This window comes from Sphingomonas sp. AOB5 (genome assembly GCF_029433115.1).
Taxonomy (GTDB): Bacteria; Pseudomonadota; Alphaproteobacteria; order Sphingomonadales; family Sphingomonadaceae; genus Sphingomonas.
This window is the reverse complement of sequence record NZ_JARNTV010000002.1, coordinates 64,365-88,607: the sequence shown is the minus strand read 5'-3', so window position 1 is coordinate 88,607 and position 24,243 is coordinate 64,365. Positions and strand designations below refer to the sequence as shown.

Sequence of the window (24,243 nt, the reverse complement as noted above, 5' to 3'; positions counted from 1 at the left end):
CCGTTTGATTCGGTACAGATTGCGCGGCTGAGCGGTGCTTCGGGGCCTATGGGCGCCCTCACCGCTTCGGACGGCGTCGCGGTCCATCCCTGGCTCACCCGACTCGCGACCAAGACCGAGCCGCCCCGCGACCTTGCCGACGCGGTGCATTATCTGTGCCTGCTGCACGGCAGCCATCCGGGTGTGATCGATCACGCACTGGCGCATGCGCGCGGCGATCTGGAACGCGGCTGGCTGGAAGCGGCCGCCGAGGCCTTCGTCGCCGAGCGCGAGTTCCTGGTTCGCATCGTGTCTGCCGCAGGCCCCCTGCCCAGCACGCCGGGCCATGCCGAGGCCGAGGCCGCAGCACAGCATCAACGCCACGCGCTGGACATGCTGGCCCAGTCGGATCGCGCCGGATGCGCTACCGGCGCCGCGCTGGCACTGGCGCTGGACTGGGATGCGATCCGCGACGTGCTGGATGCCGCCGCGCACCGGCTCGGCCTGATTGCGCCGGCAAGCACGTTGCCGTTGGCGGAGGAGACTATAACCGTGGTCGACACGCTGGTGCGAGAAATGAGTGTCGAGCGTGCCATGCTGTTCGGCGCGCAGCAGATGTTCGCCCAGCATCGCGGCCTGTTCGATCTGCTCGAAGCCCGCGCCAGCGCCCGCGGCAAGCACTGATCCCTCCGGCGGGGTTGCACCCGCCGCCCCTTCCCCTCTACGCAGCAAATCGGGTTTCAAAGGAATACCGATGCGCTTCGAGGGTACCCAGTCTTACGTCGCTACCGAGGATCTGAAGGTCGCGGTCAACGCCGCGGTCACCTTGCGCCGCCCGCTGCTGGTGAAGGGCGAGCCGGGCACCGGCAAGACCGTGCTGGCCTATGAGATAGCAAAGGCGGTCGGCGCGCCGCTGATCGAGTGGAACGTCAAGTCGACTACCAAGGCGCAGCAGGGCCTGTACGAATATGACGCGGTCGCCCGCTTGCGCGACGGCCAGCTGGGCGACGAGCGCGTCCACGACATCGCCAACTATATCCGCAAGGGCAAATTGTGGGAGGCGTTCACCGCGCCCAAGCTGCCCGTGCTGCTGATCGACGAGATCGACAAGGCGGATATCGAGTTCCCGAACGACCTGCTCCAGGAACTCGATCGCATGGAATTCCATGTCTACGAGACCAAGGAGACCATCCGCGCTGCCGAGCGCCCGATCGTGGTCATCACCTCGAACAACGAGAAGGAACTGCCCGACGCGTTCCTGCGCCGCTGCTTCTTCCACTATATCAAGTTCCCCGATCGCGAGACGATGCAGGCGATCGTCGACGTGCACTTCCCCGGCATCCAGAAGATCCTGGTCAGCAAGGCGATGGATATCTTCTACGATATCCGCGAGGTGCCGGGCCTGAAGAAGAAGCCCTCGACCAGCGAGCTGCTCGACTGGCTGAAGCTGCTGCTACACGAAGACCTGCCGCTCGACGTGCTGCAGAACAAGGATCCGACCAAGGCGATCCCGCCGCTCCACGGCGCGCTGCTGAAGAACGAGCAGGACGTGATGTTGTTCGAACGCCTCGCCTTCATGGCCAAGCGACAGCAGAACCGCCCGTGACGAGTAGCGCAGGTTGCCTGTGCGGCGCCGTGCGCGTCGCGATCCATGGCGAACCTGTGCGCGTGCGGACATGCTGGTGCCGCGACTGCCAGTATTGGGGTGCCGGTAACGGCACCACCAATGCTTTGCACCGTGCGGCGGACCTCGAGATCGAGGGCGAAGTCCGCTGGTATGAGAGCGTCGCGGATAGCGGCAACCGTCTGCGGCGCGGTTTCTGTCCGCAATGCGGAACGCCGCTGTTCACCGGTCCTGTGAGTGGCGAGTTCCTGGGCATGCGCGCTGGCGCGCTGGACGATCCGGGCAGCATCCGCCCGACCGAAGTGATCTGGACCGCGTCCGCGCCGCACTGGGCCGCTTTCGATCCCGAACTGACGCAGTCCGAGCGTCAGCCCCCGCCGATAGGCTGACACCATGGCTGGGGGGCGTCGTCTTTGGTTGGCAGTCGCCGCCATAGCGGTACTCGGTCTTGCGCTGCGCGTCGCTGCCGGAACCGGGGCGCTTTGGCTCGACGAGGCTTGGTCGGCGGTTCAGGCGCATGATGTGGGGACGCCGCTGGGCGTGTTCCTCAACATCAATCATGACAACAACCATCACCTGAACACGCTGTGGCTGCAGATGGTAGGTCTGGACGCACCGCCGGTGCTACAGCGTGGCCTTTCGGTCCTGACCGGTACGGCGGCCATTGTCGTCGCGGCGCTGATCGGGCGGCGGGACGGTGTGGCGATGGCGCTGGTTGCCGCGTTGCTGTTCGCGGTGTCGCCGTTGCTGGTCATTTATGGATCGGAAGCGCGGGGCTATGCGCCGATGATCCTGGCGCTGATGGTTGCGGCTCTGCTGGCCGCGCGGTGGATGGACGATCCGGGGCAGCGGCTGCCGGTGGTGCCGCTTGCCCTTGCCTCACTGCTGGGCATGGCTTCGCAACTGACCATGGCGTTCGGTTTGGCGGCGATGGCGCTCTGGGTCGTGCTCACCCTCAAGCACGGGCGTTCGTGGCGGGAGACGCTGATGCTTTCGGCGCGCGTCCTGCTGCCCTTGGCCCTGCCCGCCATCGCGATGCTGGGGCTGATCCTGTGGGCGGCGCAGGGGGAACTGCAGTTCGGCAATGTCGAGGCCTTCAGCTGGGCGAGCTGGTGGAACGGCGTGAGCCTGCTGGCGAACTACTGGATCGGCGGCATCCTGCCGATCGCGCTGCTGGTGCTGCTGCTCGGTCTGGGCGAGGCGCCGCTTGCCCGGAAGGCGGAGCGCAACGAGCTGGCCTATTGGGTCATCCTGCTGCTGGTGCCGCTGGCGATCGCGCTGGCGCAGCTGCCGAACAGCGGGGCACCGCGATACCATATCGTCGCCAGCATCGGCGGGCTGATGCTGATGGCGGTGCTGATCGCGCGGCGGATCGAGTGGCCCGGGCTGGCGCGCATGTTCGGCTGCATCGCGATCGTCGTGGTGGCGTGGTTCGCGCTCGACAAGGACTGGCGCCTGATCGTCGACCAGCGCGCCGATCCCGGCCGCGCCATCGCCGCGATGCGCGACAGGGCGCCTGCCGGAGCGGATGTCACCGCCGAGCGGGATCGCGCCGTTGCGGTGCTGCGCGCGGCGAGCGTCTCGTCGGGCTACCGGCTGACCATCGTCGAGACACCCTGCCCCGCCCCGCGCTTCCTGTTCGTCGACCGCGACGGGTTCGATCGGTTTCCCGACGCCCCCGAACATTGCGGCACCATCTATCAACCGATCGCCGAGGCGCATCCCGAAGGCCTGTCCGGCACGCACTGGAAGCTTTACGAGCGCGTCGCAGAGGAGCATCGCTGACCCATGTTCTTCAACTTCCTCGACGAGCTGCGCGCCGCGGGTATTTCCGCCAGCCTGAAGGAGCATCTGGTCCTACTCGAAGCGCTCGACAGCGATGTGATCGACCGCACGCCCGAGGCCTTCTACTTCCTCGCCCGCGCGACTTTCGTGAAGGACGAGGGGCTGCTCGACCGGTTCGACCAGGTGTTCGCCAAGGTCTTCAAAGGCATCTCGTCCAGCTATGGCGTGGCCCCTGCCGAGATTCCCGAGGACTGGCTGAAGGCCGTGGCCGAGAAATTCCTGACCCCGGAGGAAATGGAGAAGATCAAGTCGCTCGGTTCGTGGGACGAGATCATGGAGACGCTGAAGAAGCGGCTCGAGGAGCAGCAGGGCCGGCATCAGGGCGGAAACAAGTGGATCGGCACCGGCGGCACCTCGCCTTTCGGCAATGGCGGCTATAATCCCGAGGGCGTCCGCATCGGCGGCGAGAGCAAGCACAAGCGCGCGCTGAAGGTGTGGGAAGGCCGCGAGTTCAAGAATCTGGACGCCACCCGCGAGCTGGGCACACGCAACATCAAGGTGGCGCTGCGCCGCCTGCGCCGCTTTGCCCGCGAGGGGGCAGCGGACGAACTCGATCTGGAAGGCACCATCGAAGGCACCGCGCGCCAGGGCTGGCTCGATATCCGCATGCGGCCGGAGCGGCACAATGCGGTGAAATTGCTGCTTTTCCTCGATGTCGGCGGATCGATGGATCCGTTCATAAAGCTGTGCGAGGAGCTGTTCTCTGCCGCGACCGCCGAGTTCAAGAACCTCGAATTCTTCTACTTCCACAACTGTCTGTACGAAGGCGTGTGGAAGGACAATCGCCGCCGCTTCACCGAGCGTACGCCGACCTGGGACGTGCTCCACAAGTACGGGCACGACTATAAGGTGATCTTCGTGGGAGACGCCGCGATGAGCGCGTACGAGATCAGCCATCCGGGCGGATCGGTCGAGCATTTCAACGAGGAAGCCGGCGCGGCGTGGATGCAGCGCGTGACCAACACCTATCCCGCCGCGGTGTGGCTCAATCCGATTCCCGAGGCGCAATGGGGCTATTCGCAGTCCACGCGGATCATGCGCGAGCTGATGACCGACCGGATGTATCCGCTGACGCTGGCGGGGCTGGACGATGCGACGCGGGAACTCAGCCGGAAGCGCTAACGCCTGTAAGGCAGCATCCACATGCCGCCCTGGCCCACCAGCGCGCCGAGCCGTACGCCGATTTCCACTGGTCGCGCTGGATCGGGAGCTAAGCGAACTGCGCGGACCAGGGTCGCGAGCGACGCCACCATCTCGGTCATCGCGAACGCCGCGCCCATGCAGATGCGAGGGCCCGCGCCGAAGGGGTGGTAGATAGCGGCGGCGGGTTTTTCCCCGCTGAACCGGTCGGGATCGAAGCGTTCGGGGTGGGACCACAGATCGGCGCGGCGATGGAGCGCATAGGTGGCGATCTGGACCAGCGCGCCCTTGCGCACCTTGTGACCGCCCAGTTCGCAATCGGCCGCTGCGGTGCGCACCAGCGCGACGGCGCCGGGATAGAGGCGCTGGGTCTCCTGGATCACCTGCCTCGTGAAGATGAGCTGGCCCACATGTGTCCCGCCGATCGGCCCCTGCCCTGCTACCGCCTCGATCTCGGCCAGCAGCCGCCCCTCGACTTCCGGGTGATGCGCGACGAGCCACAGTGCCCATGACAAAGCGAAGGACGAAGTGTCGGTGCCCGCGGCAATGAACCCCAGCAGATTGTCGCGCAGCAGTTCGTCGTCCATGCGCTGACCCGTCTCCGGGTCGGCAGCCTGCATCAGCATGGTGACGAGATCGTCGGGCTGCTCGGCCAGCGCACGCCGCCGCGAGACCATCGCGTCGACGCCGGCGCGCAGATAGGCGGCATCGGCACTTCCCCGTCCCGCGGTCGAGCCGCGCCAGCGCTCTGGGATCGGCAGGAAATCGCGCAGGCTGAACTGCCCGACCCCATCCAGGAAGCGATGCACATGGCGGCTGGTTTCCGCCTTGTCAGGAAAATCGGCGCCACCGGACAGCACGGCGTCGAACAGCACCTGCAGCGTGAGCCGGCGCATTTCGTCATGCAGGTTGACGGGAACTCCGTTCGTCCAGCGCGCCGCGACACCCTCTGCGGCGGCGCTCATCACCGGCGCGAGCGCATGCATCGCGGACGGGCGGAAGGCAGGTGCTGCGGCTCGGCGCTGCCAGCGCCACTCATGGCCTTCGCTGACAAAGATGCCGCGTCCCCAGACCGGGCGGAACAGGCGGTTGAACAGTTCGCCATGCGGGAACTCGTCGGCGCGATCGACCAGCACCTCATGGGCGAGATCGGGATCGCTGACGATCAGCGGGGCGCCGGGAAGGCGAGAACGGTAGATGCCGCCCGTGAAAACCTGGGCGGGCCAGCCGTCGACCACGGTGCGGACCGCGCGGAGCGATTCCTTCAGGCCGGGTTCGCGCGAGGGCGGATAAATGGCGGGCGGCACGATCTGCTGTCCGGTCGCCATGGTCCGCCCCCCTTTCGGGGCTGGCTCTACGCCCGGGACGCTGGCGGGGCCAGTGCCAAAGCGGTCAGATCAGCCCTTCCGGAACGGAAAGATCGCCCGCAATGCCGGATCGCGCAGCCATAACCCGCCCCACATGAACAGGCCGAGATACAGGCTGAAGAGGATGTTGCTGTAGAGCGGCATTTCCGCGCGGATCTGGGTCGCCATCGCGCCGCCGAACACGCCCATGAACAATATGGCGCCCAGCACGCTCGTGCGCGGGAAGAGATAGAGGATCAGGCAGGCCAGCTCGATCAGGCCGATCATCATGACATAGCCGGCGGGCCAGCCGAGTTGTGCCATGGTCTCCTCGGCAATCGGCATGCCGGAGAGTTTCGGGAACACCGATGCGCCCAGAATGAACAGCGAGAACAGGCCGGTCAGGACCCATCCGGTGATCGTCATCGCCTTGGGCGACATATGCAGGCTCCCCTCGTTTCGAAGTTAGTTTATGTAACTTCGATCGGGAGCGCAACCGTAAGGAGGATCAGAGGCGTTCAATCGCCCGATGCAGGCGGCGCAGCGTCGCATTGTCGTGCGCCAGGCCGTTGGCGGCTTCGCCCGCCAGCGCCATCAGGCGAACCGCGCCGAAGCTGGCGGCCAGACCCTTGAGACGCAGTGCCGCGGCGGTCCATCCGTCGGGCGTGTCGGCCGACTTCATGCCCTCCAGATTGCGCTTCACGCCATCGAGGAAAGCCTCGCGCAGCTCCGCGATCAGAGCAGGCTCATCGCCTACCGCTGCCGCCAGCGTCGCATCGATTGCACCGGGATCATACGCCATGATCAAAGAGTAGCTTAACCCCAGTTAATGCTTCGTTTCCTTACGGAGTTGGACCGGCAGCGAAATGTGGTAAATGGGTCACATGACAGGGGCCAAAACCGCCGAACCCATTCTCGCGCCGACGGCAAGCGGCGAAGAGGAACTGTTGCTCGCCAACGACGCTTTCGAAGCGTCGGCCGAGCCGGAGGCCGTTTACGCGGCCGAAGTGGAGGCGGATGAGGAGGAAGCGCCGCGCCGCAGCTTCGGCTGGCTCGCCCCTGCCCTCGCCATTCTTCTGTCGCTTGGCTGGATCGGCGGCTCGCTATGGGCGATGCGCGATATGCTGACCCAGCCGATGGCGCCGGTCGAACTCGTCCGGCTGGTGGCGGAACTCTGCGTTCCGCTCGCGCTGATCGCGATACTGTACCTTCTGGCGATGCACACCAGCCGTGCGGAGGCGCAACGCTTCGGCAAGACCGCCCGGGCGATGCGCTCCGAGGCGGCAGCGCTGGAGCGTGTCGTCGAGACGCTGGCGCGCCGTATCGAGGATAATCGCGCGGCGCTGGCGCAGCAGACGACCACGCTGATGGCGATGGGCGATGCGGCGGCCGAGCGGATGGCGGGTCTGGCGACCGAAATGGGCCAGCAGGCGCGCGTGGTCGATGCCAGCACGCGTACCCTCGTCGAAGCGGTTACCGATGCCGAGAAGAGCGTCGCGGTTGTCCTCTCCTCGCTGCCCAAGGCGCATGAGGAAATGCAGGGCATGGCCGCGCGCGTGGACGCCGCGGGCCTGATCGCCAGCGAGCGTGCGGCGGCACTCGATACCCAACTTACCGCGCTCGCCGATCGCGGGCGTGAGGCCGACACCGTCGCCGGTGGCGCTGCAGACCGGCTCGCGGCGCATATCGCGCGGATGGAAGCGACCAGCGAGACTGCCAGCGCGCGGCTGGAATCGGTTACCGGCGAGATGTCGACTGCGGTTGATGCGGTGCTGGATCGTGCCGCCAATGCCGTGGACGAAGCGCGCAAGGGGATCGCGGCGCAGGGCGAAGCGATGCTCGCCATGCTCGGCGCCAATCAGGCTGCGCTGGATCGTGCCGGCAAGGACAGTGCGGATGCGCTGGCCGAGCGGATCGCGACCATCGAGGAAGCCGTTGGCCGCATTTCCGAGCGGCTGGGCGAAGAGAAGGACCGCGGCAGCGAGCTGTTCAGGACGCTGACCGACGGGGTGAAGCGCACCGATCAGGAACTCGCGGTGCTCCACGCCGCGGGCATGGACCGCACCCAGGCGCTTGCCGCGCAGGTCAGCGCGCTGGGCGAATCCTTCGAAGCGACCGCGGCGACGATGCGCGCGGGCGAGACCACGGCGCGCGCGGTGATCGCGACCTCGGAAGACCTGCTGACCGCGCTCGATGCATCGGCGCGCGAGATCGACGAGACGCTGCCGGAGGCGCTCGACCGGCTCGATGCGCGGATAGCGCTCAGCCGTCGCGTGGTGGCCGAGAGCAAGCCCGAACTGCTGGCGCTGGTCACCGCCGCGGAGAGCACGCACGACGCGATCGAAGCGATTGCCGATGTGGTCAAGCAGCAGACCGATACGCTGGCCAAGACCCAGGAATCGCTGCTGGAGACGCTCGCCAGCGGCCGTGAGAAGGCCAACGATCTCGAAGCGATCGTCGACGATGCCATTTCCACCACGCGCCGCTTTGCCTCCGAAGCCGCGCCGCAGTTGATCGACGCGCTGCTCCGCGTGCGCGAGACTTCGGCTCAGGCGGCCGATCATGCGCGCAACACGCTGGCGGGGATCGTGCCGGTTGCCGAGGCGGCGCTGGAGGAAGCGGGCAATGCCGCGCTCAGCCGCGCAATGGATGCTTCGGTGCGCCGCCAGCTGGTCGAGCTGGCCGACACTACCGAGGCTGCGGTTACCGCCGCCACGCGGGCGTCCGAGCGGCTCACACAGCAGATGCTGGCGCTGGCCGAGACCACCTCGCAGGTGGATCGCCAGATCGACAAGGCGCGCGCGGAGCATGAGAAGAGCGACAGCGATAATTTCGCGCGCCGCGTGACCTTGCTGATCGAGGCGCTCAATTCGGCGTCGATCGACATCACCAAGAGCTTCTCGGCCGAAGTGACCGACAGCGCCTGGTCGGCCTATCTCAAGGGCGATCGCGGGGTCTTTACCCGCCGTGCGGTACGGCTGCTGGATGCGGGAGAGACCCGCGAAGTGGCGCGGCTGTATGACGAGGACGAGGTCTTCCGCGACAACGTCAACCGCTACATCCATGATTTCGAGGCGATGCTCCGCCAGATCCTCGCGCTGCGTGACGGATCGCCGCTGGGCGTAACCCTGCTCTCGTCCGACATGGGCAAGCTCTACGTCGCGCTGGCACAGGCGATCGAACGGCTGCGGGGCTGAGCCCGGTGCAGCCCCGGCTGGTCGATCAGGGCGGACTGAGGCTGGCCGGTATCCGGCGTTCGCACCCGCGCGCCAAGATGGCCAGCGACTCCCGGCGGCAGTGGATGGACCTGGTCGTGCTCGGCCGGATTCCGGGTCAGGCGGCGCAGACCGGCTATGGACTTCATCTCGAGGCGCCGGACGCGGAGATGGTCGACTATCTCGCGGCGGTGGAGGTCGACGGGTTCGAGGCCCTGCCCGCCACGCTCGAGCGGATCGCACTGCCGCAGCGGCGCTATGCGGTGTTCGAGCATCGCGGGCATGCCGCCGAGGCGCGCAGCCTGCGGGATCGGCTTGCGGGCGGCGAACTTGCCGCACTGGGCCTGACGGCGGACGAAGGCCCGGATTTCGAGCGCTATGACGAGAATTTCGATCCGATCACCGCGACCGGGCTGATCGAATTATGGTTCCCCGTCCGAGCCTAGTGCGCCCAGTCGAGCATCTCGGTGGTCACCCAGCCGAAGATATAGTTGAGCAGGAAGATCGCGAAGAGGATCGTCGAGACGATCGTCGTGCGGATCGCGACCTTGGCCAGGCTGAAGCTGGCCGGGGCGCTGTCGGCCTGTCCGGGCACCATCTCCACGCCCGCTTCCTGCGAGGTCTTCACGCCGAACGGCAGCACGAAGAAGACGCAGAGCGACCAGAACAGCACATAGATTGCGAGCGCGGATTGCCACTTCATCGGATCAGGCCTCGATCACCAGCACATCGACCACCGGCTTCTTGCCGGTGAAGCGGGTCGCGGTGCGCCGAACGGCGAGCCGTAGCGCCTCGCGCAATGCTTCGCCGCCGGACTTGCCCGCGCGGACCGCTTCGGCGGCGGCGTCCGCGGCTTCGGCGATGAACTTGTCGCGATCTTCCTCTACCGGCACGCCCTGCACGCGGATCTGCGGCTTGCCGAACAGGCGGCCATTCTTGTCGAGCGCGACTGCGACCGAGATCTGGCCGTAGAGCGCCACGCGACGGCGTTCGTTGATCGTCGTGCCGTCGGCAGGCAGGATCACGTCCCCATCCAGCACGAGGCGGCCGGCATGCGCCTCGCCCACCTTGTGCGGCTTGCCCGGCGCCAGCCGGATGATGTCGCCATTGACCTGTTCGATCGCGGCCGGGATGCCGAGCGAACGGCCGAAGCGCGCCTGTTCGTGCATGTGGCGCACCTCGCCATGGACCGGCAGCAGGATCTGCGGGCGGATCCACTTGTACATCTCGGCCAGTTCGGGGCGGCCCGGATGGCCGGAGACGTGGATAAAGGCCTGGCGATCGGTCACCAGATCGACACCCTGCCCCGCCAGAATGTTCATGATGCGGCCAATGGCGATCTCGTTGCCCGGGATCTGGCGCGACGAGAACAACACGGTGTCGCCCTTGCCCAGCTTGATCTGGTGCTGTCCCTCGGCGATCCGCGACAGGGCGGCGCGGGGTTCGCCCTGCCCGCCGGTCGCCACGATCATGACGCGGCCCGGCGGCAGCGACATGGCGGTGTCGAAATCGATCGTTTCGGGGAAATCGCGCAGATAGCCGGTCTGCTTGGCCACACGCAGGATGCGGTCGAGCGAGCGGCCCGCGACGCAGAGCTGGCGCCCGGTATCGACCGCGACTTCGCCCAACGTCTGTAGGCGCGCGGCGTTCGAGGCGAAGGTGGTGACCAGAACGCGGCCGGTGGCGGCGCCGATCACTTCGTCCAGCCCCTTGCGGACCTCGCCTTCCGAACCCGAGGCTTCGGGATTGAAGACGTTGGTGGAATCGCAGACCAGAGCCAGCACGCCCTGGTCGCCGATTGCGGTCAGTTCCTCGGCGGTGGAAGCGCCGCCCAGCGAGGGGCTGTCGTCCAGCTTCCAGTCGCCGGTGTGCATGATCTTGCCATAGGGCGTCTCGATCAGCACCGCGTTGCCCTCGGGGATCGAGTGGGCCAGCGGGACGTAACGCACGGTGAAGGGGCCGATATCGAACGGCTCCTCGTCCTTCACAACGTTCAGCCGGACGCGATCCTCGACACCCTCTTCCTCCAGCTTGCCGCGGATCAGGCCCGCGGTGAACGGGGTGGCATAGAGCGGCACGCCCAGATCGGCGGCGAGATAGGGCAGCGCGCCGATATGATCCTCATGCCCATGGGTCAGCACGATGCCGAGCAGATCGTCGAGCCGTTCCTCGATGAACTGGAGGTCGGGCAGGATCACGTCGACGCCGGGATAGTTCGCGTCGCCGAAGGTGATGCCGCAATCGACCATCAGCCACTTGCCCTGCGTGCCGTAGAGATTGACGTTCATGCCGATCTCGCCCGAGCCGCCGAGCGCGAGGAAGAGGAGTTCTTTACCGGGGGTCACATCGTTCCAATCAGTTGCGCTGCCTCAACGCTCATTTGGCGCTATGGCTGCGTGCCCAGAGCATCGACAGGCCCTGGATGGTAAGGTCGGGTTCGATCACGTCGAACACATCGGTATGCTTCTCGAACAGGACGGCGAGGCCGCCGGTGGCGATCACCTTGGCGGGACGGCCGATCTCGGCCTTGGTGCGCGCGACCAGCCCTTCGATCATCGCGATATAGCCCCAATAGATGCCGATCTGCATCTGATCGACCGTGTTGCGGCCGATCACGCTGTTATTGCCCTTGGGCGCCTCGATCGCGATGCGGGGCAGCTTGGCGGCCGCGGTGACGAGCGCATCGAGCGACAGGTTGATGCCCGGCGCGATGATGCCGCCCTTGTACGTGCCCTTGAAGTCGATCACGTCGAAGGTGGTCGCGGTGCCGAAATCGATAATAACGAGGTCGCCGGGATGGCGGGCATGCGCCGCGATGCAGTTGAGCGCACGGTCTGCGCCCAGATTGTCCGGCTCGTCCACGTCGAGCTGAAAGCCCCAGTCTGCGTCGCCCTTGCCTGCGATCACGGCCTCGGTCTTGAAGTATTTGCTGCTGAGCACCTGAAGATTGTGAAGCGCACGGGGCACCACCGTGCCGAGGATGACCGCGGTCACCGAAGCCATGGTGAAGCCTTCGAGGCCAAGCAACTGACTGAGCCACACGGCATATTCGTCGGCGGTGCGGCGCGGATCGGTGGCGATCCGCCAGCGCGCGCGGATCTCGCCCGCATCAACGAGCGCGAAGACGACATTGGTGTTGCCGGCGTCGATCGCGAGCAGCATCGGGCTTTCCTCTAGATCAGGAATACATCGGCGGCGTGAATGACATGGCTGGAGCCATCGGCCAAGCGAAGGATGAGCGCGCCGTCACCGGTGAGGCCGCCGAACAGGCCATCCTGCGAACTGCCATCGGCCTGTCGCGCGGTGAGCGCGGTGCCCATCGGGTGCGCGCGGGCGAGCCAGCGGTCGCGGACTGGACCAAGCCCCTCGCCCCGCCAGCGTGCGATCCAGCGCTCCAGACTTTCGGCGAGGGTTTCGAGGAAGATATGCGGATCGGGCGTGACGCCGTGTGCGGCGAGGCCGGTGACGGGGCGTTCGAGACCCTCGGGATGATGCGCCAGATTGACGCCGAAGCCGATGATGACGGCATCGTCGACCCGTTCGAGCAGGATGCCCGAGAGCTTGGCGCCGTCGATCAGCAGATCGTTGGGCCATTTGAGCATCGCCTGGCCGGGCAGGAAGGTCGACACCGCATCCTCGAGCGCCACCGCCGCGACCAGCGCGAGCGTGGCGCCCTGCGGATCGCTTGGCCGTAGCCGAACCAGCGTCGAAGCGAACAGGTTGCCGACGGGGGATTCCCACGCCCTGCCTTGCCGACCCTTGCCCGCGGTCTGGCGTTCGGCCCTCAGCCACAGCCCTTCGGCCGCGCCGCTGCGGGCGAGGCCGGCGAGATCGGCATTGGTCGAACCCGTCTCGGCGACGGTGCGGATCGTGACGGTCAGAACAGCGACTTCGCGGCCAGCATCGTCCAGGCCGACAGGCAGGTCAGGCCGAACCAGCTGAGCGGCGAGAGCGCCACCGCGCTGAGCGTGATCAGCCCGCCTTCGATCACGCCCGGACGCCCCTCGAACTTCGGCGCGGGCTTGTCGAAATACATCCGCTTGATGATCGAGAGATAGTAGAAGGCGCCCGGCACCGATCCGACGATGCCGATCGAGGCCAGCCAGAGCAGATCTGCCTGAACCGCGGCGTTGAACACTTCCAGCTTCGAGAAGAAGCCGAGCAGCGGCGGGATGCCGGCGAGACTGAACATGAAGATTGCCATCGCCGCGGCCAGCCCCGGACGGGTCTGCGACATGCCCGAGAGAGCGTCGATCTCCTCGACCTGATTGCCCGCCGCATCGCGCATCTGAAGCACGATCAGGAAGCAGCCGATGGTCATGACGACATAGACGGCCATGTAGAACAGCACGCTGGCGACACCGGCCTGCGTGCCCGCGGCCAGACCGATCAGCGCGAAACCGACATTGTTGATCGACGAATAGGCCAGCAGCCGCTTGATGTTCTTCTGACCGATCGCGCCGAACGCGCCGAGCAGGATCGAAGCGAGCGCCGCGAACACGACGATCTGGCGCCAGTCATGGATCGCGGGACCCATCGCCTCGATCGCGACGCGGATCGCCATCGCCATCGCCGCCATCTTGGGCGCGCTGGCGAAGAAGGTGGTCACCGGGGTCGGTGCGCCTTCATAGACGTCGGGCGTCCACATGTGCAGCGGCACGGCGCTGATCTTGAAGGCGAGGCCGGCGAAGACGAAGACCAGACCGATCAGCAGGCCAAGCGAACGGCCCTCACCATAGGCATCGGCGATACCGCCGAACAGGGTCGTGCCGCTGAAGCCATAGACCAGGCTGATGCCGTAGAGCAGCATACCCGAGGCGAGCGCGCCGAGGATGAAGTATTTCAGGCCCGCTTCGGCAGAACGCGTGTCGCGACGCATGAAGCTGGCGAGGACGTAGGATGCGAGGCTCATCAGCTCGAGGCCGACATAGAGGGTCAGCAGGTCGCCCGCCGACACCATCATGCCCATGCCTGCGGTCGAGAGCAGGATGAGCACCGGATATTCCGGACGCAGATCCTCGCCGCTGGTGCGCTGGAAGAAGTTCGGCGCGATCAGGATGGAGACCGCTGCCGCGGCATAAATCACTGCCTTGGAGAAGGCGGCGAACATGTCTGCGCGGTACAGGCCGTCGAACGCGCTGCCGCCGGCCGAGGCCGGACCGAACAGGGCGATGAACGCGCCGGCGATCACCGCGACCGCGGCATAGCTGACCACGCGGGTGGAGGCCTGCCCGCCCCATGCGGCGACGAGCATCAGCAGGATCGCGCCCAGGCCGAGAACGATCTCGGGCAGGGTCATGGCGAGCTGGAGGGAGTAGGACATCAGTGCGCCTCGGTCTTTGCGGCGGGTTCGCCGTGCGCAGCGGGGGCGCCATGTGCGTCGTGCGCGGCCTTGGCGGCCGCAGGGTTACCCGGGGTAGGCTGGGAGTCCCCAGCCGGCTTGGCGCGCTCGATCCGCTCGACCAGGCGAGAGACGTCGGGGCGCATCGGCTTCAGGAAGCTTTCGGGGTACACGCCCATCCACAGCACCGCCGCCGCAATCGGCGCCAGCGTCAGGATCTCGCGGACGTTGAGGTCCGGCATGGCGCGGACATCGTCCTTGGTCAGATCGCCGAACACCACCCGGCGATAGAGGTACAGCATGTACGCCGCGCCCAGGATGATGCCGGTGGTCGCCATGAACGCGTAGAAGGTCGAGATCTGGTAGATGCCCGCCAGCGCGAGGAATTCGCCGATGAAGTTGCTGGTGCCCGGCAGGCCGACCGAGGCCATGGTGAACAGCATGAAGAACACGGCGTATTTCGGCATGTTGATCGCAAGGCCGCCGTAGCGGTCGATCTCGCGGGTGTGCAGCCGGTCGTAGATCACGCCGACGCACAGGAACAGCGCGCCCGAGACCAGGCCGTGGCCGAGCATCACCATCATCGCGCCTTCGATGCCCTGCGCGTTGAACGCGAACAGGCCGAAGGTGACGATCGCCATATGCGCGACCGACGAATAGGCGATCAGCTTCTTCATGTCGGACTGCACCAGTGCGACGAGCGAGGTGTAGACCACCGCGACGGCCGAGAGGGCGAAGACCAGCCAGGTGAGCTGGGCCGAAGCCTCGGGGAACATCGGCAGCGAGAAGCGCAGGAAGCCGTAACCGCCGAGCTTCAGCAGCACGCCCGCCAGGATCACCGAACCTGCGGTCGGCGCCTGCACGTGTGCGTCGGGAAGCCAGGTGTGGACCGGCCACATCGGCATCTTCACCGCGAACGAAGCGAAGAAGGCCAGCCATAACCATGTCTGGACTTCCGCCGGGAAGTCATAGGCCATCAGCGTCGGGATGCTGGTCGTGCCTGCGGTGCCCACCATGTACATCATGGCGATCAGCATCAGCAGCGAGCCGAGCAGCGTGTAGAGGAAGAATTTGTACGACGCGTAGATCCGGTTCGCACCGCCCCAGATGCCGATGATCAGGTACATCGGGATCAGGCCGGCTTCGAAGAAGATGTAGAACAGGAAGATATCCTGCGCCGCGAAGGTGCCGATCATCAGCACTTCGGTGACGAGGAACGCCGCCATATATTCGGAAACACGATCCTGGATCGCGTCCCAGCTCGCCAGGATGCAGATCGGCATCAGGAACACGCTGAGCAGGATCAGCATCAGCGCGAAGCCGTCGATCCCGAGCGACCAGCCGAAGCGGCCGAGGACCGCGCTATGCTCGACGAACTGCCACTGGGCCGCGTGCGGACCCATGTCGAAACAGGCCCAGAGCATACCGCCCAGGACGAGATCGATCAGGGTCGCGCCCAGCGCGATCCAGCGCGCCGCCTTCGCGTCGACGAACAGACAGGCAATGGCCGCGACCGCAGGGACCGCGAGCATGATCGAAAGGATGGGAAATCCGGTCATGCGCTCAACCCACCATGAACCAGGTGATCGCCGCAGTGAGGCCGATCAACATGACGAACGCATAGCTGTATACATATCCCGATTGCAGGCGGACCGCGCCGGCGCTGCCGAGCTGGACCAGCCGGGCGAGGCCGTTGGGGCCGAACCGATCGATCGTGCCCTCGTCGCCCTTCTTCCAAAGGAACCGCCCGATCGCGAAGGCAGGCTTCACGAACAGGAAGTTGTAGAGCTCGTCGAAATACCATTTGTTGAGCAGGAACTGGTAGACCGGCTTGAACTGCTCGACGAAGCGCGCCGGGAAGCCCGGGTTGCGGATGTAGGCATACCAGCCGATCAGCAGGCCGCTGACCATGGCGATGGTGGCGGAAAGCTTCACCAGCGTCGGCACCTCGTGCATCGCGTGCATCAGATGGGTGTCGAACGCGAGCGCGCCGTTCCAGAAGTGCGCCCCCTCCTCTGCCTCAATGAAGAAGCCGTGGAAGACGAAGCCCGCGGCGACTGCGCCGACGGTCAGCACCAGCAGCGGGATCAGCATCACCAGCGGGCTTTCATGCGGGTGATAGCCGGCCGTCCCGTCACCGTGCGAGTCATGCGCGTGGGCGTGATCGTCATGACCATGGGCATGATCATCGTGGTGCGCATCGCCATGGCCATGCGCGTCATGCACGGCATGCTGGATATGCTCGGACTGCTCCCAGCGGGGCTTGCCGTAGAAGGTCAGGAAGATCAGGCGCCAGCTGTAGAAGCTGGTGATCAGCGCAACGCCAACGCCGACCCAGAAGGCGGCCGGATAGCCAGCCGCCCAGGCCGCTTCGATGATCGCGTCCTTCGAGTGGAAGCCGGCGAAACCGATGGCGAGATGGTTGCCGAACACCGCGGGGATGCCCAGGCCGGTGATCGCGAGCGTGCCCGCCATCATCGTCCAGTAGGTGATCGGGATGTGCTTACGCAGGCCGCCATAGTAGCGCATGTCCTGCTCGTGGTGCATCGCGTGGATCACCGAACCGGCGCCGAGGAACAGCAGAGCCTTGAAGAAGGCGTGCGTGAACAGGTGGAACATCGCCGCGCCGTACGCGCCGACGCCTGCCGCGAAGAACATGTAGCCCAGCTGCGAACAGGTCGAATAGGCGATCACGCGCTTGATGTCGGTCTGCGTCATGCCGACCGTGGCGGCGAACAGGCAGGTCGCGGCACCGACGAAGGTGACGACATGCTGCGCGACTTCGCTGGTTTCGAACATCGGCGACAGGCGGCAGACCATGAACACGCCGGCGGTGACCATCGTCGCAGCGTGGATCAGCGCCGACACCGGGGTCGGGCCTTCCATCGCGTCCGGCAACCAGGTGTGCAGGCCGAGCTGCGCCGACTTGCCCATCGCGCCGACGAACAGCAGCAGGCACAGGATCGTCATCGTATCCCAGCGAACGCCAAGGAAGCCGATGGTCGAACCCGCCATGCCCGGCGCGGCGGCCAGGATCTCGGGGATCGAGATGGTGCCGAACACCAGGAAGGTGCCGAAGATGCCGAGCATGAAGCCGAGATCGCCGACACGGTTCACCACGAACGCCTTGATCGCGGCCGCGTTGGCGCTGGGCTTCTTGAACCAGAAGCCGATCAGCAGATAGCTGGCGAGACCCACGCCTTCCCAGCCGAAGAACATCTGGACCAGATTGTTCGCGGTCACGAGCATCAGCATCGCGAAGGTGAACAGGCTGAGATAGGCGAAGAAGCGCGGCTGATCCGGGTCCTCGCTCATATAGCCCCAGCTATAGAGGTGGACGAGCGCCGAGACGCTGGTGATCACCACCAGCATGACCGCGGTCAGCGCATCGACGCGCAGTTCCCACTGCACATCCATCGCGCCCGACAGGATCCAGGTGAAGCCCGGCGCGATCGCCGCCTCGCCGCCACCCAGATATTTGATGAAGATGGTCCAGGAGAGCGCGCACGCAACGAACAGCGCGCCCGTCGTCACCAGCTTCGGAAATGCGAAACCGAATGCCTTGTTCGAAAGGCCGCCCACTGCTGCCGCGATCAGCGGCAGGAGTACGATGAAATGGATCGTCGACATCAGCCCTTCATCCGATTGACGTCGTCGACTGCGATCGTGCCGCGGCCACGGAAATAGATGACGAGGATGGCGAGACCGATCGCGGCCTCACCGGCAGCGACGGTCAGCACGAACATCGCGAACACCTGACCGACCATGTCGTTCAGCGCCGCCGAGAAGGCGACGAGGTTCAGGTTCACGCTCAGCAGGATCAGCTCGATCGCCATCAGGATGATGATCAGGTTCTTGCGGTTCATGAAGATGCCCAGCACGCCCAGCGTGAAGAGGATCGCCGAAACGACGAGATAATGGGTGATGCCGATCACAGCTCGACCCCCTGCCCAACCGGCGGTTTCATGTTGCGGGTCGCATCCTTCTGGCGGCGATTGATCTGGCGGTTGATGTTCTGCTTGTGCACGTCACCGCGCTTGCGGTGGGTCAGCACGATGGCGCCGATCATGGCGACCAGCAGGACGAACCCGGCAGCTTCGAAGACGAACAGGTAACGGGTGTAGAGCAGCTCGCCGAGCGCCTCGATGTTCGGCTTGGCGCCATCGACCGGCGCGATGCGGCGGCCGAGCTGGATGCCGCCCGCCTGCCACGCGCCCACCGCGATCACGATCTCGGCAGCCAGCGCGATCGCCAGCGCCAGACCGACTGCGGCATAGCGCATCACGCCCGCGCGCAGTTCGGCGAAATCGATGTCGAGCATCATCACGACGAACAGGAACAGCACCGCGACCGCGCCGACATAAACGATGACGAGCAGCATCGCGATGAACTCGGCACCCGCGAGCACCATCAGCCCTGCGGCGTTGAAGAACGCCAGGATCAGCCAGAGCACCGAATGCACCGGATTGCGCGCCAGGATCGTCATCGCCGCGGACGCGACGACCACGATGGCGAACAGGTAAAAGGCTAGGATCTGGATCACGGAATCAATGGGCCCCTGAAGCTGCGGTGCGCTTAACGATACGGTGCATCGGCGGCAAGGTTCGCGGCGATGGCGCGTTCCCAGCGGTCGCCGTTGGCGAGCAGTTTCGACTTGTCGTAGATCAGTTCCTCACGCGTCTCGGTCGCGAATTCGAAATTCGGTCCCTCGACGATGGCGTCCACCGGGCATGCCTCCTGGCACAGCCCGCAATAGATGCACTTGGTCATGTCGATATCATAGCGCGTGGTGCGGCGGCTGCCGTCGTCGCGCGGCTCGGCCTCGATGGTGATCGCCAGCGCCGGACAGATCGCCTCGCACAGCTTGCACGCGATGCAGCGCTCTTCGCCATTGGGATAACGGCGCAGCGCATGCTCGCCGCGGAAGCGGGGCGAGATCGGGTTCTTCTCGTAAGGATAGTTGATCGTCGCCTTGGGCTTGAAGAAGTACTGCAAGGTCAGCGCATGCGCCTTGACGAACTCCCACAGCGTGAAGGAACGGATGGTCTGGGCGATGCTCATTGGCTTGCTCTCGGGAAATTGGGTTGCGCCTGGCGCATCAAGGGGGTCCGTGCCATCGTCATCCACCTACCGGCGTAAATTGGGTACGGACCACACCATTCGCATTGCACAGCGCGCGAGCGCCGGTTGCCGCCGGACTGGAAAGATCGGAAAATTCGAACACGGATGACAGGATCGCAGACTCCTTGCCCGTCATCTGGGTGTACATGACTCGCGTGCCGCGTGGGCCCGTCTTGCCGCGCGCCGGCGCGAACGCGTCCGTCGTCAGATCCAGATCTCTCGCAATCTTTCGGGTGCCCGTATCCCGCAACACGACCGGCGATGTCGGCGCACTCCAGAGATCATAGCCCGGGGCCTGAAAACTGATCGTAAGATCACCCGATCCCGAAGCCGCTGCATAACGGGGATCGATCACCACCCGCTTGCCTTCGCTGGTGATCGCCAGGCACTTCTGCATCCAGCGGTCGTAAGCAAAGGCTGGAGAGGTCGCATCAGCTACCGTTGCGGTACGCGCCCCGGAGGTATCCTTGGCGTCATCTTCGACGCAATAGCCAACCGCGACCGGAAGGCCCTTGAGCGTGGCATTGGTCTGAAAGAGTGTCGCCGAGCGCATGCCGTCCTGTATCGGACCCAACTCGAGCGCAAGCCGCTCGGATCCAGATCCGATCACGACCGTTTCGCTCGCCCCTGACTGCGTGCGGGGCGTAACGATCTTAGCGCTCGGCCACGCGGTTCCGCTCGTCGGGACCAGCGTTGCCTGCGGCCCTGACGTCGCAATACCGAACACCACGGGATCGCCCGTTGCAGCGATCATGCCGCATTGCTGGGCGCCCGCCGGTGCGGACTGCGCGGACAGCGCAAGAAGGAGGAGCGGCAAGCTCACCAGGGCATCCCCACGCGCTGGATCATCAGCCAGCCCGACACCAGGAACACGAAGGTCAGCGACAGCGGCAGGAAGATCTTCCAGCCCAGCCGCATCAGCTGGTCGTAACGGTAGCGCGGGACGGTGGCCTTCACCCAGCTGAAGCAGAAGAAGAAGAACAGGATCTTCGCGAAAAGCCAGATGATGCCCGGCACGTAATAGAGCGGCGCCCAGTCGATCGGGGGCAGATAGCCGCCCCAGAACAGGATCGCGTTCAGCGCGCACATCAGGATGACGTTGGCGTACTCGCCCAGCCAATAGAGCGCGAAGGCCATCGACGAATATTCGGTCTGATAGCCGGCGACGAGCTCGCTCTCCGCTTCGGTCAGGTCGAACGGCGCGCGCTGGGTCTCGGCGAGCGACGAGATGAAGAACACCACCGCCATCGGGAACAGCAGCGGGTTGAAGCCGAAGCCGTTGAGGAAGCTCAGCACATGGCCCTGCTGCGCATCGACGATGGTCGAGAGGTTGAAGCTGCCGGCCCACAGCACGACGGCGATCAGGACGAAGCCGATCGAAACTTCATAGCTGACCATCTGCGCCGCGGCACGGATCGCCGAGTAGAACGGGTATTTCGAGTTCGACGCCCAGCCCGCCAGGATGATGCCGTACACGCCCAGCGACGAGGCCGCGAGAATGTAGAGCAGGCCGACATTGATGTTCGACAGGACCACGCCCGCTTGGAACGGGATCACCGCCCACACGATCAGCGCGACCGTGAAGGTGATGATCGGCGCCATCAGGAACAGCACCTTGTTGGCGCTCGACGGGATGATCGTTTCCTGCAGGAACACCTTCAGGCCGTCCGCGAACGACTGGAGCAGGCCCAGCGGACCCACCACGTTCGGGCCGCGGCGCAGCGCCATCGCCGCCCAGATCTTGCGATCGGCATAGATGATCATCGCGACGGCCAGCATCAGCGGCAGCGCGATCAGCAGGATGCCCGCGATGGTAGCGATGAACCACGCCGCCTCGAACGGCAGGCCGAGCCATTGGAAGAAGGCGGTCATCGCGCGCACTCCATCAGCTCGAAGCAATCAACACTAGCGCCGCCAAGCACAGAATGACGGTCATGAACAGCGCCCACGCCTTCCATGAGGAGGGCATAAGAAACCCGAGGATTTCGAAGAGGTAGTTGGACATAAGTCATCACTCCGCGGCCTCCGCGAAATCTTCGCCGTGGATCAGTTCGGCCGAGCAGCGCTGCATCGTCGGGCTGGCCCGGCAGATGGCGTTGGTGAGGTAGAAGTCCTTCATCGGATAGGCGAGTTCGCCCTTCGCCTTGGCAGCCAGCTTGGGCGGCGCCCAGTCGTAGCTGACCAGACCCTCCTGCCCCAGCGCCGGCACGTCCGCGGCCATCGCGGCGCGCAGCTCGTCGAGCGTGTCGAACGGCAGGGTGTGGCCGAGCTTGTCCGACAGCGCACGCAGGATAGTCCAGTCCTCACGGGCATCGCCCGGGGCGTAGACGGCACGGTCGCCACGCTGGACGCGGCCTTCGAGGTTCACATAGGTGCCCGGCTTCTCGGCATAGGTCGCGCCCGGCAGGATCACGTCCGCGTGATGCGCGCCGGTATCGCCATGATGGCCGATATAGACCTTGAAGCTGCCCCCGAACGCCGAGAAGTCGACTTCGTCGGCGCCCAGGAAGAAGGTCAGCTTCGGTGCAGCCGCAACCACGTCGGCGATGCCGCCCTTCTGCGCATAGCCGAGCATCAGCCCGCCCATCCGCGCCGCGGCGATATGGACGACGTTATAGCCGTTCCAGCCGTCACGCATGAAGCCGCCGGCCATCGCCAGCGTCGGGCCATGGCCGTCCTTCAGCGCGCCGGGGCCGACGATCAGCAGCGGCTTCTTGGCTTCGTCGATTGCCTGTGCGGCCTGAGCCGGCAGCTTGGCGAGCAGGCCGAGATCGTTGCCGAGCCATTCGACCGGATAGGTCAGGTCGGTCTCGGGGCCGATGGCGAAGACCTTCGCACCCTTCTTGAAGGCCTTGCGCACGCGGGTGTTCACCAGCGGCGCTTCCCAGCGCAGATTGGTGCCCACCAGCAGGATCGCGTCGGCATCCTCGACGCCGGCGATGGTCGAGTTGAACGCCACGGCGCCCAGATTGCTGGTGTCATAGGCCATGCCGGTCTGGCGGCCTTCGAGCAGGTCCGAGCCGAGCGACTTGAGCAGCGCCTTGGCCGCGAACATCGTCTCGCAATCGAGCAGATCGCCGGCAATGGCCGCGACGCTGGAGCCGGCGGTCTTGGCGGCCTTGGCGATCTCGGCGAACGCTTCGTCCCAGGTCGCTTCGATAAGCTTGCCGCCCTTGCGGACATAGGGCTTGTCGAGGCGGCGGCGCGACAGACCATCGACATGGTGGCGCGTCTTGTCGTGCGCCCATTCCTCGTTGACGTCCTCGTTGATGCGCGGAAGCGCGCGCAGCACGGCGCGGCCGCGGCTGTCGAGGCGGATATTGGTGCCGACCGCGTCGGTCACGTCGATGGCGAGCGTCTTCTTGAGCTCCCACGGGCGCGCTTCGAACGCATAGGGCTTCGAGGTCAGCGCGCCGACCGGGCACAGGTCGACGACATTGCCCGAAAGCTCGCTGGTCACGGCCTGTTCGAGATACGAGGTGATCTGCATGTCCTCGCCGCGATAGATCGCGCCGATTTCCTCCACGCCCGCCACTTCCTCGGCGAAGCGCACGCAGCGGGTGCACTGGATGCAACGGGTCATCACCGTCTTGACGATGGGACCCATGTACTTCTCGGTCACCGCGCGCTTGTTCTCGGTGTAGCGCGAATGGCCGCGGCCATAGGCGACCGACTGGTCCTGCAGGTCGCATTCGCCGCCCTGATCGCAGATCGGGCAATCGAGCGGGTGGTTGATCAGCAGGAACTCCATCACGCCTTCGCGCGCGGCCTTCACCATCGCACTGTCGGTGCGGATTTCCTGACCTTCGCCAGCGGGCAGCGCGCATGAGGCCTGGGGCTTGGGCGGTCCCGGCTTCACTTCGACCAGGCACATGCGGCAATTGCCGGCGATCGAGAGGCGCTCATGGTAGCAGAAGCGCGGAATCTCCTTGCCCGCGGCCTCGCAGGCCTGGAGCACGGTGGCCCCTGCGGGCACCTCCACTTCGATTCCGTCGACAGTTAGCTTGGGCATTACTGGGTTCCCGCTTGGGCAGGCGCAGCGCTTCCGCTGCGAGACTTGAACAGGGCTTCGGCGAGAAGACCGTGGAGCATGGCGCGATCGAAACCGATCTGTGCGCCGTTGGGGGTGCAGCCCGCGATCACCGGGACGATGCGGGTCAACGCCGCCTTTTCCTCGGGCGAGCGGAGCTGCGAACGGACGAAGCGGTCGGCACCGGACGGATCGCGCGCGGCGACGCAACGCGTGACGTCATAGCTGGCCAGCCGCGAATTGCCGCTGCCGGTGAATGGCGCCTCGGAAGCGGGGCGATCCGCCAGCGGCTCGGAATAGGTGTCGAGATAGAGGCGCTCGGCGACCGCGCCGCGGAACGACGCCTGCTTCATCCGCAGCTTGCCGCTGACGCCCATACAACCGCTGCGCCGCGTGATCGCCGCCTGGAACATGGCGTTGGTCTCAGCCGTCTCAGGCTCCATCGCCAGCAGCGCGCGTGCCTTGGCCGGTTCGCCGCGCACGAAGCAGCGCGCGACGTCCTGCACCATGCGATAGGTGCGGTCGGGACTTGCGTCCTGCGCCTGCGCCGGAAGCGTGGCGAGGCCGATGGCGGCAACGGCAAGGATCGGAACGAGACGCAT

At 65.7% G+C, this 24,243-nt stretch carries 24 protein-coding genes; 7 read left to right on the top strand and 17 right to left on the bottom strand.

The genetic code is table 11. From position 1 onward, the window contains the following. The first annotated feature begins 48 nt into the window (after nucleotides 1–48). The 5 genes from P1X14_RS01515 (at nucleotide 49) to P1X14_RS01495 (ending at nucleotide 4,570) form a co-directional block, all read left to right on the top strand. Nucleotides 49–663, top strand: a complete 615-nt coding sequence (locus P1X14_RS01515) for a hypothetical protein (RefSeq protein ID WP_277313533.1) — start codon at nucleotides 49–51, stop codon at nucleotides 661–663. A 70-nt stretch (nucleotides 664–733) separates the two neighbouring features. Then, entirely contained in the window at nucleotides 734–1,585 is an 852-nt protein-coding gene (locus P1X14_RS01510; protein ID WP_277313532.1) for a MoxR family ATPase, read from the top strand. Beyond that, nucleotides 1,582–1,992 carry a GFA family protein gene (locus P1X14_RS01505; protein WP_277313531.1) on the top strand — a complete coding sequence of 137 codons (411 nt, stop codon included), beginning with the start codon at nucleotides 1,582–1,584 and terminating at the stop codon, nucleotides 1,990–1,992. Before P1X14_RS01510 ends, P1X14_RS01505 begins: the two co-directional genes overlap by 4 nt. A 28-nt stretch (nucleotides 1,993–2,020) precedes the next feature. After that, nucleotides 2,021–3,388 (top strand): hypothetical protein, encoded by a 1,368-nt coding sequence (locus P1X14_RS01500; protein WP_277313530.1) that lies wholly within the window; start codon nucleotides 2,021–2,023, stop codon nucleotides 3,386–3,388. 3 nt (nucleotides 3,389–3,391) lie between these two features. Further along, the gene (locus P1X14_RS01495) at nucleotides 3,392–4,570 is read left to right on the top strand and encodes a VWA domain-containing protein (protein ID WP_277313529.1); all 1,179 of its coding nucleotides are present in this window, start codon (nucleotides 3,392–3,394) and stop codon (nucleotides 4,568–4,570) included. Here the strand turns inward: P1X14_RS01495 and P1X14_RS01490 are convergent. From P1X14_RS01490 to P1X14_RS01480, 3 genes are all read right to left on the bottom strand, one after another. Next, nucleotides 4,567–5,916, bottom strand: a complete 1,350-nt coding sequence (locus P1X14_RS01490; RefSeq protein WP_277313528.1) for a cytochrome P450 — start codon at nucleotides 5,914–5,916, stop codon at nucleotides 4,567–4,569. The genes P1X14_RS01495 and P1X14_RS01490 overlap by 4 nt on opposite strands. A 69-nt stretch (nucleotides 5,917–5,985) precedes the next feature. Beyond that, nucleotides 5,986–6,375, bottom strand: coding sequence for a DoxX family protein (locus tag P1X14_RS01485; protein ID WP_277313527.1), 390 nt, complete (start codon nucleotides 6,373–6,375; stop codon nucleotides 5,986–5,988). 67 nt (nucleotides 6,376–6,442) lie between these two features. Continuing rightward, complete coding sequence (locus tag P1X14_RS01480; protein WP_277313526.1) at nucleotides 6,443–6,736, bottom strand: Hpt domain-containing protein; 294 nt, start codon at nucleotides 6,734–6,736, stop codon at nucleotides 6,443–6,445. Between the two features lie 82 nt (nucleotides 6,737–6,818). Here P1X14_RS01480 and P1X14_RS01475 point away from each other — a divergent pair, with 82 nt between their 5' ends. Together P1X14_RS01475 and P1X14_RS01470 are read left to right on the top strand one after the other, a co-directional pair. Continuing rightward, nucleotides 6,819–9,131: a hypothetical protein gene (locus P1X14_RS01475; RefSeq protein WP_277313525.1), complete on the top strand. Its 2,313-nt coding sequence runs from the start codon at nucleotides 6,819–6,821 to the stop codon at nucleotides 9,129–9,131. A 5-nt stretch (nucleotides 9,132–9,136) separates the two neighbouring features. Next, nucleotides 9,137–9,595, top strand: a complete 459-nt coding sequence (locus tag P1X14_RS01470) for a GyrI-like domain-containing protein (protein WP_277313524.1) — start codon at nucleotides 9,137–9,139, stop codon at nucleotides 9,593–9,595. Here P1X14_RS01470 and P1X14_RS01465 read toward each other — a convergent pair. The 14 genes from P1X14_RS01465 to P1X14_RS01400 form a co-directional block, all read right to left on the bottom strand. Further along, nucleotides 9,592–9,852 (bottom strand): DUF1467 family protein, encoded by a 261-nt coding sequence (locus P1X14_RS01465; protein WP_277313523.1) that lies wholly within the window; start codon nucleotides 9,850–9,852, stop codon nucleotides 9,592–9,594. The two genes, P1X14_RS01470 and P1X14_RS01465, sit on opposite strands and share 4 nt — an antisense overlap. Before the next feature lie 4 nt (nucleotides 9,853–9,856). Then, a complete protein-coding gene (locus tag P1X14_RS01460) occupies nucleotides 9,857–11,494 on the bottom strand; it encodes a ribonuclease J (RefSeq protein ID WP_277313522.1) in 1,638 nt (545 codons plus the stop codon). Between the two features lie 31 nt (nucleotides 11,495–11,525). Further along, complete coding sequence (locus tag P1X14_RS01455; RefSeq protein WP_277313521.1) at nucleotides 11,526–12,311, bottom strand: type III pantothenate kinase; 786 nt, start codon at nucleotides 12,309–12,311, stop codon at nucleotides 11,526–11,528. 11 nt (nucleotides 12,312–12,322) lie between these two features. Next, on the bottom strand, nucleotides 12,323–13,018 hold the full coding sequence (locus tag P1X14_RS01450) for a biotin--[acetyl-CoA-carboxylase] ligase (protein ID WP_277313616.1): 696 nt from the start codon (nucleotides 13,016–13,018) through the stop codon (nucleotides 12,323–12,325). Nucleotides 13,019–13,026: 8 nt separating this feature from the next. Further along, the gene (nuoN, locus tag P1X14_RS01445) at nucleotides 13,027–14,472 is read right to left on the bottom strand and encodes an NADH-quinone oxidoreductase subunit NuoN (RefSeq protein WP_277313520.1); all 1,446 of its coding nucleotides are present in this window, start codon (nucleotides 14,470–14,472) and stop codon (nucleotides 13,027–13,029) included. Beyond that, a complete protein-coding gene (locus P1X14_RS01440) occupies nucleotides 14,472–16,049 on the bottom strand; it encodes an NADH-quinone oxidoreductase subunit M (RefSeq protein WP_277313519.1) in 1,578 nt (525 codons plus the stop codon). Before P1X14_RS01440 ends, nuoN begins: the two co-directional genes overlap by 1 nt. Before the next feature lie 4 nt (nucleotides 16,050–16,053). Next, nucleotides 16,054–18,120 carry an NADH-quinone oxidoreductase subunit L gene (gene nuoL, locus P1X14_RS01435; protein WP_277313518.1) on the bottom strand — a complete coding sequence of 689 codons (2,067 nt, stop codon included), beginning with the start codon at nucleotides 18,118–18,120 and terminating at the stop codon, nucleotides 16,054–16,056. Next, the gene (gene nuoK, locus P1X14_RS01430; protein WP_277313517.1) at nucleotides 18,120–18,425 is read right to left on the bottom strand and encodes an NADH-quinone oxidoreductase subunit NuoK; all 306 of its coding nucleotides are present in this window, start codon (nucleotides 18,423–18,425) and stop codon (nucleotides 18,120–18,122) included. The genes nuoL and nuoK overlap by 1 nt, the downstream gene beginning before the upstream one ends. Then, nucleotides 18,422–19,033, bottom strand: a complete 612-nt coding sequence (locus P1X14_RS01425) for an NADH-quinone oxidoreductase subunit J (RefSeq protein WP_277313516.1) — start codon at nucleotides 19,031–19,033, stop codon at nucleotides 18,422–18,424. The genes nuoK and P1X14_RS01425 overlap by 4 nt, the downstream gene beginning before the upstream one ends. A 32-nt stretch (nucleotides 19,034–19,065) precedes the next feature. Continuing rightward, on the bottom strand, nucleotides 19,066–19,551 hold the full coding sequence (gene nuoI / locus P1X14_RS01420; protein WP_277313515.1) for an NADH-quinone oxidoreductase subunit NuoI: 486 nt from the start codon (nucleotides 19,549–19,551) through the stop codon (nucleotides 19,066–19,068). 58 nt (nucleotides 19,552–19,609) lie between these two features. Continuing rightward, a complete protein-coding gene (locus tag P1X14_RS01415; protein ID WP_277313514.1) occupies nucleotides 19,610–20,434 on the bottom strand; it encodes a hypothetical protein in 825 nt (274 codons plus the stop codon). Beyond that, nucleotides 20,431–21,483, bottom strand: coding sequence for an NADH-quinone oxidoreductase subunit NuoH (nuoH, locus tag P1X14_RS01410; protein ID WP_277313513.1), 1,053 nt, complete (start codon nucleotides 21,481–21,483; stop codon nucleotides 20,431–20,433). Before nuoH ends, P1X14_RS01415 begins: the two co-directional genes overlap by 4 nt. Nucleotides 21,484–21,622: 139 nt before the next feature. Continuing rightward, nucleotides 21,623–23,623 carry an NADH-quinone oxidoreductase subunit NuoG gene (gene nuoG / locus P1X14_RS01405; RefSeq protein ID WP_277313512.1) on the bottom strand — a complete coding sequence of 667 codons (2,001 nt, stop codon included), beginning with the start codon at nucleotides 23,621–23,623 and terminating at the stop codon, nucleotides 21,623–21,625. Further along, nucleotides 23,623–24,243 carry a hypothetical protein gene (locus tag P1X14_RS01400; protein WP_277313511.1) on the bottom strand — a complete coding sequence of 207 codons (621 nt, stop codon included), beginning with the start codon at nucleotides 24,241–24,243 and terminating at the stop codon, nucleotides 23,623–23,625. The genes nuoG and P1X14_RS01400 overlap by 1 nt, the downstream gene beginning before the upstream one ends.

Excerpts from the sequence above, each read along its gene's own strand:
- P1X14_RS01455 (WP_277313521.1), bottom strand. The coding sequence starts at position 12,311 with ATGCTGCTCGCGATCGACGCCGGCAACACCAATGTCGTCTTCGCGCTC.
- P1X14_RS01495 (WP_277313529.1), top strand. The coding sequence starts at position 3,392 with ATGTTCTTCAACTTCCTCGACGAGCTGCGCGCCGCGGGTATTTCCGCC.
- P1X14_RS01485 (WP_277313527.1), bottom strand. The coding sequence starts at position 6,375 with ATGTCGCCCAAGGCGATGACGATCACCGGATGGGTCCTGACCGGCCTG.
- P1X14_RS01490 (WP_277313528.1), bottom strand. The coding sequence starts at position 5,916 with ATGGCGACCGGACAGCAGATCGTGCCGCCCGCCATTTATCCGCCCTCG.
- nuoI (WP_277313515.1), bottom strand. The coding sequence starts at position 19,551 with ATGAGCATCGCCCAGACCATCCGTTCCTTCACGCTGTGGGAGTTCGTC.
- P1X14_RS01475 (WP_277313525.1), top strand. The coding sequence starts at position 6,819 with ATGACAGGGGCCAAAACCGCCGAACCCATTCTCGCGCCGACGGCAAGC.
- nuoH (WP_277313513.1), bottom strand. The coding sequence starts at position 21,483 with ATGACCGCCTTCTTCCAATGGCTCGGCCTGCCGTTCGAGGCGGCGTGG.
- P1X14_RS01515 (WP_277313533.1), top strand. The coding sequence starts at position 49 with ATGGGCGCCCTCACCGCTTCGGACGGCGTCGCGGTCCATCCCTGGCTC.
- nuoL (WP_277313518.1), bottom strand. The coding sequence starts at position 18,120 with ATGTCGACGATCCATTTCATCGTACTCCTGCCGCTGATCGCGGCAGCA.
- P1X14_RS01400 (WP_277313511.1), bottom strand. The coding sequence starts at position 24,243 with ATGCGTCTCGTTCCGATCCTTGCCGTTGCCGCCATCGGCCTCGCCACG.
- P1X14_RS01465 (WP_277313523.1), bottom strand. The coding sequence starts at position 9,852 with ATGAAGTGGCAATCCGCGCTCGCAATCTATGTGCTGTTCTGGTCGCTC.
- P1X14_RS01440 (WP_277313519.1), bottom strand. The coding sequence starts at position 16,049 with ATGACCGGATTTCCCATCCTTTCGATCATGCTCGCGGTCCCTGCGGTC.
- nuoG (WP_277313512.1), bottom strand. The coding sequence starts at position 23,623 with ATGCCCAAGCTAACTGTCGACGGAATCGAAGTGGAGGTGCCCGCAGGG.
- P1X14_RS01480 (WP_277313526.1), bottom strand. The coding sequence starts at position 6,736 with ATGGCGTATGATCCCGGTGCAATCGATGCGACGCTGGCGGCAGCGGTA.
- P1X14_RS01510 (WP_277313532.1), top strand. The coding sequence starts at position 734 with ATGCGCTTCGAGGGTACCCAGTCTTACGTCGCTACCGAGGATCTGAAG.
- nuoN (WP_277313520.1), bottom strand. The coding sequence starts at position 14,472 with ATGTCCTACTCCCTCCAGCTCGCCATGACCCTGCCCGAGATCGTTCTC.